The organism is Segeticoccus rhizosphaerae (assembly GCF_009192725.1).
Classification (GTDB): domain Bacteria; phylum Actinomycetota; class Actinomycetes; order Actinomycetales; family Dermatophilaceae; genus Segeticoccus; species Segeticoccus rhizosphaerae.
In genome coordinates this window covers 1-7578 of record NZ_VOHR01000188.1, presented here as the reverse complement: position 1 = coordinate 7578, position 7578 = coordinate 1, and the positions used below count along the sequence as shown (strand labels likewise).

The 7578-nt window shown below is 71.0% G+C and carries 8 protein-coding genes and 1 pseudogene; 6 read left to right on the top strand and 3 right to left on the bottom strand.

Features of this window, described 5'->3' with window-relative positions:
* Positions 1 to 480: metallophosphoesterase family protein (locus tag FRW57_RS14260; protein ID WP_152186302.1), on the bottom strand; the 480-nt coding region annotated here is incomplete at its 3' end.
* 144 nt (positions 481 to 624) lie between these two features.
* Here FRW57_RS14260 and FRW57_RS14255 point away from each other — a divergent pair.
* Complete coding sequence (locus tag FRW57_RS14255) at positions 625 to 2112, top strand: glutamate-cysteine ligase family protein (protein WP_152186301.1); 1488 nt, start codon at positions 625 to 627, stop codon at positions 2110 to 2112.
* A gap of 88 nt (positions 2113 to 2200) precedes the next feature.
* Here the strand turns inward: FRW57_RS14255 and FRW57_RS14250 are convergent, their stop codons facing one another.
* Positions 2201 to 2821, bottom strand: a complete 621-nt coding sequence (locus FRW57_RS14250) for a histidine phosphatase family protein (protein ID WP_238384570.1) — start codon at positions 2819 to 2821, stop codon at positions 2201 to 2203.
* A 17-nt stretch (positions 2822 to 2838) separates the two neighbouring features.
* On the opposite strand from FRW57_RS14250, the gene FRW57_RS14245 reads away from it, so the two are divergent.
* The 3 genes from FRW57_RS14245 to FRW57_RS14235 all read left to right on the top strand — a co-directional run bounded on the left by FRW57_RS14245 (position 2839) and on the right by FRW57_RS14235 (position 4917).
* Positions 2839 to 3273: an OsmC family protein gene (locus FRW57_RS14245; RefSeq protein ID WP_152186300.1), complete on the top strand. Its 435-nt coding sequence runs from the start codon at positions 2839 to 2841 to the stop codon at positions 3271 to 3273.
* A 4-nt stretch (positions 3274 to 3277) separates the two neighbouring features.
* A complete protein-coding gene (locus tag FRW57_RS14240; RefSeq protein ID WP_152186299.1) occupies positions 3278 to 4405 on the top strand; it encodes a carboxylate-amine ligase in 1128 nt (375 codons plus the stop codon).
* A 107-nt stretch (positions 4406 to 4512) separates the two neighbouring features.
* A complete protein-coding gene (locus FRW57_RS14235; RefSeq protein WP_137120838.1) occupies positions 4513 to 4917 on the top strand; it encodes a TIGR03618 family F420-dependent PPOX class oxidoreductase in 405 nt (134 codons plus the stop codon).
* 90 nt (positions 4918 to 5007) lie between these two features.
* Here the strand turns inward: FRW57_RS14235 and FRW57_RS14230 are convergent.
* Positions 5008 to 5751, bottom strand: a pseudogene (locus FRW57_RS14230) (EamA family transporter); the annotation flags it as partial.
* A gap of 114 nt (positions 5752 to 5865) precedes the next feature.
* Between FRW57_RS14230 and FRW57_RS14225 the strand changes: the two are divergent.
* Both FRW57_RS14225 and FRW57_RS14220 read left to right on the top strand, forming a co-directional pair.
* Positions 5866 to 6771, top strand: a complete 906-nt coding sequence (locus FRW57_RS14225) for a LysR family transcriptional regulator (protein WP_152186298.1) — start codon at positions 5866 to 5868, stop codon at positions 6769 to 6771.
* A 51-nt stretch (positions 6772 to 6822) separates the two neighbouring features.
* Complete coding sequence (locus tag FRW57_RS14220) at positions 6823 to 7404, top strand: HhH-GPD-type base excision DNA repair protein (protein ID WP_137120840.1); 582 nt, start codon at positions 6823 to 6825, stop codon at positions 7402 to 7404.
* Positions 7405 to 7578: the final 174 nt, after the last annotated feature.

The window sequence follows — 7578 nt, the reverse complement described above, 5'->3', positions numbered from 1 at the left end:
CTCGAGGTCGGCGCGCACCCGGGCCATCGCGGCGCGGAGCACCCCGGCGTGCGTGACCTCGGCGGCGCCCAGGTGGGTGGCCGTGGCCGGCGGCTCCAGGTAGGGGAGGGGATAGACGGCGACGTCGCCGAGCAGGACCGGGGTGCCGATGGTGTCGACGGTGGTGCGGATGTGCAGACCTGCCCGGCCCAGCAGCTCCGCAGCGAAGCCCAGCCGGATCGCGGAGTCGTGGTTGCCGCTGGAGAGGACCACCTGGGCGCCCGCGTCGATGATCCGCCGGACCGCTTCGGACAGGAGCGCCACGGTGTCGGGGCCCGGCAACGCACGGTCGTAGATGTCGCCGGACACGAGCACGGCCTCCACCGACTCGGACCGGACCACTTCGACCAGGTGGTCGATGAACGTCGCCTGGGCATCAAGCAGTCCCACCCGGTGGAAGGATCGCCCCAGGTGCCAGTCGGAAGTGTGGATCAGGCGCACACCCGCAGGCTAGGACGGTCCTCCGACAGACCGGCTCATTTGGGCGGCGCGCCGGTCGAACCGGGGCCAACTCCTTCCCCGCACGGGCAGGTTGTGGTTGGGTCGAGCACAAGCGCTGGCAGATGCGCGGGCACAGGAGGCTCCATGGGCGAGGACGTCACCGGCACGGCATACACGCGCGAGCAGCGGCAGCGCTATCGCGAGAAGGTGCAGCAGGATCTCGACGTGTTCGAGCGCATGCTGGCGACGAGCGTCTTCGAGTTCGAGCGGCCGATGACCGGCATGGAGATCGAGCTCAACCTCGTCGACACCGACTACCAGCCGACGATGACCAACGCCGCGGTGCTCGAGAGCATCGCCGACCCGGGCTACCAGACCGAGCTCGGGCAGTACAACATCGAGCTCAACGTCAACCCCCGGCCGCTGCCCGGGGACGCGGCGCTGGTGCTGGAGGAGGACCTGCGCACGAGCCTCAACCACGCCGAGAGCAAGGCCAACGAGACCGGCGCGCGCCTCGTCACGGTGGGCATCCTGCCCACCCTCATGCCCGACGACTTCCACGCGGAGTGGATGAGCGCCAACGCCCGCTACGCGGCGCTCAACGACGCCATCTTCATCGCCCGCGGCGAGGACCTGTTCATCGACATCGAGGGTCCCGACGGCGAGCGGCTCGCGATGTATTCCGACACGATCGCCCCGGAGAGCGCCTGCACCTCCGTGCAACTGCACCTGCAGGTCGCGCCGCAGGACTTCGCGCCCCACTGGAACGCCGCGCAGGCGCTCGCCGGGCCGCAGATCGGCTTGGGTGCCAACTCGCCGTACTTCTTCGGCAAGCGGCTGTGGGCCGAGACGCGAATCGCCTTGTTCGAGCAGGCGACCGACACCCGGGCCGTGGAGCTGAAGAACCAGGGAGTGCGCCCGCGCGTCTTCTTCGGGGAGCGGTGGATCACCTCGATCTTCGACCTGTTCGAGGAGAACGTCCGCTACTTCCCGTCGCTGCTGCCCGAGGTGAGCGACGAGGACCCGGTGGCCGTGCTGGAGGCGGGGGAGGCCCCGCGCCTCTCGGAGCTGCGGCTGCACAACGGCACGGTCTACCGCTGGAACCGGCCGATCTACGACATCGTCAACGGCCGCCCGCACCTGCGCGTCGAGAACCGCGTGCTGCCGGCCGGTCCGAGCATCGTTGACACCATGGCCAACTCGGCGTTCTACTACGGCACGCTGCGGATGCTCGCGGAGGAGGATCGCCCGGTCTGGACGCAGATGAGCTTCGCCGCTGCCGCGGACAACTTCCGGTCGGCCGCCCAGCGCGGCATGGACGCCCGGGTCTACTGGCCGGGATACGGCGAAGTGCCGATCCCCGAGCTGGTGCTGCGGCACCTGCTGCCGCTGGCCCACGAGGGGCTCGCGCGCTGGGGCGTGTCTGCGGCGGTGCGCGACCGCTTCCTCGGCGTGATCGCCGACCGGTGCAGGTCCGGAGTGAACGGCTCGGCGTGGCAGGTGGCCGCGGTCGAGCGCCTCGAGGCGCAGGGACTGGACCGGGTGGCCGCGCTGCGCGCGATGCTGGAGCGCTACGTCGAGGGGATGCACAGCAACGAGCCGGTCCACACCTGGAAGCTCCCGGGCGGCTGAGACTGCGCCGTGGCGCGCCTGCTGGTGTGCCCTGTCCCGGCATTCCCGGCATTCACGAAGGAGCGGGACGGGCAGGTCGGGGCGAGGGTCAGAGGCGGGGGGAGCGGTTCCAGGTGACGATCGCGGGATCCTCGTGCTTGTGGCCCAGCACGCTCACCGATCCGGCGTGCAGGTCGAGCTGGGCGCCGAACCGCGGCTCCTGCCGCAACCACACGGAGGCGAGGATGCGCAGGCAGTGTCCGTGCCCGGCCAGTGCGACGTCGCCCTCCGCCAGGGCGGGCAGTGCGCGGTCGATGACCTTGCGGGCGCGGGCCGCGACGTCCTCGACAGTCTCGCCCGGCGTGTCGCCCGGCACCACGCCCTGGTGGAAGACGTTCCAGTCGTAGCCGAGCTCGGCGCGGATCTCCTCGGTCGTGCGACCTTCGTAGCCGCCGTAGTCCCACTCGAGGAGGTTCTCGTCCACCTGCGCCCCGGTGAGGCCGGCGAGCTCTGCGGTACGCCGGGCGCGCTGCAAGGGAGAGGTGAGGACCAGCGCGAAGTCGCGGCTCGCCAGCAGCGGCGCGGTCGCCCGGGCCGCCATCTCACCGTTCTCGGTGAGGGGCAAGTCGGTGAGTCCGGTGTGCCTGCCGGAGAGGGACCACTCGGTCTCGCCGTGGCGCAACAGCACGAGCTTGCCGGGGGGTGGCTGGGGGATTCCCGTGGTCGTCACTCTGGCAGGCTAGGCCCATGGCCACGTCTGACGCCCACCGCTCCGTCTCTCTCACGCGCACCAGCTCAGGCCGGTATGTCGCCACGAACGCCCGCGGGGGCGAGCTCGCCTTCGGCAGTGGTGCGGATGACGACTTCACCCCGGTCGAGTTGCTGCTGGCCGCGATCGCCGGGTGCTCGGCCGTCGACGTCGACATCCTGACCACTCGGCGGGCGGAGCCGGAGACGTTCGACGTGACCGTGGGGGCCGAAAAGGTGCGGGACGACCAGGGCAACCACCTCGGCCCGGTCGACATGGTCTTCCGGGTGCGCTTCCCCGAGGGGGACGACGGCGATGCCGCCCGCGACCTGCTGCCTGACGCGGTGCGCAAGTCGCACGACCGCCTCTGCACGGTCAGCCGCACGGTGGAGCTGTCCGCGCCCGTGCGTGTCCACATCGAGAGCGGGCACTGACCCGGTGGCCGCACGCACCGTCGGGATCGAGGAGGAGCTCCTCCTGGTCGACGCCGAGACGGGCGCCGCCAGGGCGGTCGCCAACGTCGTGCTCCAGGAGCTCGCCGCCGACGAACGGCGCTCGTCCCCGGACGGTGATCGGGAGGAGCAGTCCGAGCAGGTGCTCGAAGCCGAGCTGCATCGGCAACAGATCGAGACCCACACCCAACCCCGGGAACGGCTGGGTGACCTGGTGGACGAGCTGCGGGCGCGTCGGGCGGAGGCCGACCGGCGTGCCCGTCGCAGCGGGGCACGCGTTGCGGCACTGGCCACCTCGCCGCTACCGGTGGATGCGGAGGTCATGCCGGTCGCCCGTTACCAGCGGATGATCGGACACCTCGGCCTGACCACGAGGCAGCAGCTGATCTGTGGCGCGCACGTCCACGTCTCGGTGGAGTCCGACGAGGAGGCGATCGCGGTGCTCGACCGCATTCGCCCCTGGCTGCCGGTATTGCTGGCCCTCAGCACCAACTCGCCGTTCTGGCAGGGCGAGGACACGGCATACGCCAGCTTCCGCTCCCAGGTGGCGAGCCGGTGGCCCTCCCACGGGCCGATGGACGTGTTCGGATCCGTCCAGGACTACCGGCGGATCGTCGAGGCGATGGTGGCCACCGGCGTGCTGTTGGACTCCGCCATGGTCTCGTTCGACGCCCGGTCCTCCGAGCGCTATCCCACCGTCGAGATCCGGGTTGCGGACATCTGCCTCGACGTGCGCGACTCAGTTGTCATCGCCGGATTGACGCGCGCCTTGGTGGAAACCGCCGCTCGGGAGTGGCGAGCGGGCCAGGCTCCGGCCGACGTGCCGACGGCGGTCCTGCGCCTGGCCAACTGGCGCGCCGGCCGTTCCTCCGTCGACGGGCCCCTGCTCGATCCTCTGACCGGACGGCCCCGGGCGGCCGGCGACGTGGTCGGCAGGCTGGTGGAGCACGTCCTCGACGCCCTGCACTCCACCGGTGACCAGTCCTGGGTCGTCGACGGAGTCAAACGCATCCTCACCGAGGGCACCGGGGCGCACCAGCAGCGTGCGGCGTTCGAGCGTGGCGGTGACCTGCGGTCGGTGGTGCTGTCGGCAGCCGAGGCGACCCGGCAGTGAGCCGCAGCCGCCTCGGTCACTAACCTGACGTCGAGACGACCACTGGGCGCCGTCCCCGGTCTGGTCCGCGGGGGCACTGACGGCGCTCTCGGACCGAAGGAGCCGATATGCCAGCAGCACCGCTTTCAGCCGACGCGCTCGAAATGCTCCGGCAGCCCAATCCCGCCGTCATCACGTCCGTTCGCGCGGACGGTCAGCCTGTCTCCGTCGCCACGTGGTACCTCGTCGAGGAAGACGGCCGGATTCTCGTCAACATGGATGCCCGACGTGCGCGCCTGAAGTACCTACGTGCCGACCCTCGGGTCTCGCTCACCGCGCTCGCCGAGGGCAACTGGTACGACCACGTCAGCGTCCAGGGCCGGGTCGTCGAGTTCGCCGACGACACCGACCTCTCCGACATCGACCGGCTCTCCCGGCTCTACGGGGGAGACGCCTACCCCAACCGGGAGCGTCCCCGCGTGAGCGCCTGGATCGAGGTCGAGCGCTGGCACGGCTGGGGCGCCTACAGCTGACTTCCGACCGGTCCGGCGGCGCGCGCTGCCCAGCAGCACCCCGGTCACCACGATGAGGCCGCCGACGATCTCGGTGCGGCTCACCGACTCGTGCAGGAGCAACCACGCGGCCGACATGCCGACCACCGGCACGAGCATCGAGAAGGGCGCGACGATCCCGGCGGGGTGCCGGGCCATCAGCCACGTCCACACGCCCGAGCCCACCACAGTGCCGATGACGACCGTGTAGAGCAGGCCGAGCAGGGCGGGGACTGCGGCGGCGTTGCCGGCGGTGGCGAGAGACGTGCCGATGCGGTGCGGCCCCTCGAACGCCAGGGCCAGGGCGAGCATCGGGAGCGGTGGCACGACCGACATCCACAGGGTGAGGTGCAGCGGACTCGGAGGACGCGCCTGACGGTTGCAGAGGTTGCCGACCGCCCAGCCGAAGGCCCCGCCGAGGGTGAGCAGGAAGGGCGTGAGGTCGGCCACCTCGGCCCGGTACGAGCCGACCAGGGCCAGGCCGGCCACGGCGATGAGTATGCCGGCCACCTGGCGACCGGTGACGCGCTCGCGAAGCACCGTGGCACCCAGCACGACGGTGAACGGCGCGGAGGCCTGCAGCACCAGCGAGGCGAGCCCGGTCGGCATGCCCGCCGCCATGCCCCAGTAGAGGAATAGGAACTGCAGGGTGCCGAAGCCCAGGCCGTAACCCACCAGCCACCGCAGCCGCACGTGCGGGCGAGGCACGAGCAGCACGGTCGGGACGGCGATGAGCCCGAAGCGCAGGGCGACGAGGAAGAGCGGCGGGAAGTGCTCCAGCGACAGGTGGATCGCCAGGAAGTTCAGGCCCCACATCACCGCGACGGAGGCGGCGAGGGCCCGGTGGCTGAGCGGCATTGCTCCAGAATCACCTTGAACCGGAGTTGAGCACAAGCGAATAGATGTGCACCTATTGTGTAGCATCGCTACATGGACGTTCGGCACCTCGAGCTGCTGCGTGACCTGGCCGAGCGGGGGAGTGTGACGGCCGTCGCCGCAGCCACGCACCGCACGCCTTCGGCGGTGTCGCAGCAGTTGAAGGTGGCATCTCGTGAATTCGGTGCCATGCTGGTGGAACCGGCCGGTCGCGGGCTGCGGTTGACCGAGGCCGGCCGGCTGTTGGCGGGCGGTGGCCTCGAGGTCGCGGAGGCGGTCGAGCGGGTGCAGGCCACGTGGGACAAGTTCCGCAATGCTCCCAGCGGCGCCGTGGCCCTCGCGATGCTGCCGAGCGCCGCCACCTTCCTGCTTCCCCAGGTGATGCACGAGCTTCGCGGGGAGCGGATCGAGCTGCGCTGCACCGACGTGGACCTGGCCGAGGCCGAGTTCGGTGGGCTGGTGGCCGATCACGACATCGTGCTGGCGCACAGCCTGACCAGCCGTGCTCCGGCCGGGACCGAGGGTCTGCGGGCCGTACGACTCGTCCGGGAGCCGCTCGACATCGCCCTCCCGGCCAAGCACCCACTCACCCGGCGGCAGGCGGTCAGCGCCGAGGATCTCGTGGACGAGGACTGGATCGGTGTGCCTGTCGGCTATCCCTTCGACACGGTGCTGCAGGCGATCGAGCGGAAGACCGGAAACAGCCTGCGGGTCACCCAGCGCTTGCGCGACAACAGGCTCATCGAGGCCCTGGTCGCCTCTGGGCAGGGCCTCGCGGTGCTGCCACGGTTCACCACGCGGGAGGAGCGCGGTCTGGCTCTTCGACCATTGCTTGGGATCCCCTCCAGGCGCTACGTCTTCGCCGTCATGCGACGCGACCGAGCCGAGCGGCTGGCTGTGCGGCGCGTCCTGGACGCGTTCGTCCGGGTCGCGGACGCCGTGAGGCGGATGGGAGCGTGAGGCAGGGCTTCGACCCGCCCGCCGGCGGCTCAGCCGACCTAGACTGCCCGCATGGCCACCTCACCGACCTTGCGCATCGCCCAGGAGCCTGCCGCCGACGAGCTGCTCAGCAAGGATCCCTTCGCCCTGCTCACCGGAATGCTGCTCGACCAGCAGTTCCCCATGGAGCACGCCTTCCGCGGACCGGCCAAGGTGCTGGAGCGCTTCGGGACGCTGGCCCCGGCCGCGATCGCCGCCGCCGAGCCGGAGGCGTTCGCCGACCTGTGCGCGACACCACCGGCGGTGCACCGTTACGGGCGTTCGATGGCGGCTCGCATCCAGGCCCTGGCGAGCGTCGTGGTGCAGGAGTACGAGGGACAGGCAGAGCGGATCTGGACGGAGGCGAAGAACGGCAAGGACCTGGTGGCCCGGCTGCGGGCCCTGCCCGGCTTCGGGGAGCAGAAGGCGAGGATCTTCGCCGCACTCGTCGGCAAGCAGCTCGGTGTCGCTCCCGAGGGGTGGCGGGAGGCGGCCGGTGCCTACGGCGACGAGGGCTCGTTCCGCTCGGTCGCGGACGTGGTGGACGAGGAGTCGCTGCAGAAGGTGCGCACGTTCAAGAAGCAGGCGAAAGCCGCCGCCAAGGCAAAGGACTGAACCGGGTCGGTCCGGCTGCGGTCGGGCTCATCCGTCTCTCCCTTCCGGGGGCGCCGGCTTCGGACCAGACCCGACGCGGCCGCCTGGCAGGCGACCCAGCACCGCAAGTGCGACCACCGCCAAAGCCAGCGCGACGGCCAGCGCGCCCACGAAGGGCCAGCGGCCCCCCGTGCC

What these genes read in the sequence shown, in the direction of transcription:
- FRW57_RS14255 (WP_152186301.1), top strand. Translation starts at nt 625, where the DNA reads ATGGGCGAGGACGTCACCGGCACGGCATACACGCGCGAGCAGCGGCAG.
- FRW57_RS14245 (WP_152186300.1), top strand. Translation starts at nt 2,839, where the DNA reads ATGGCCACGTCTGACGCCCACCGCTCCGTCTCTCTCACGCGCACCAGC.
- FRW57_RS14235 (WP_137120838.1), top strand. Translation starts at nt 4,513, where the DNA reads ATGCCAGCAGCACCGCTTTCAGCCGACGCGCTCGAAATGCTCCGGCAG.
- FRW57_RS14225 (WP_152186298.1), top strand. Translation starts at nt 5,866, where the DNA reads ATGGACGTTCGGCACCTCGAGCTGCTGCGTGACCTGGCCGAGCGGGGG.
- FRW57_RS14220 (WP_137120840.1), top strand. Translation starts at nt 6,823, where the DNA reads ATGGCCACCTCACCGACCTTGCGCATCGCCCAGGAGCCTGCCGCCGAC.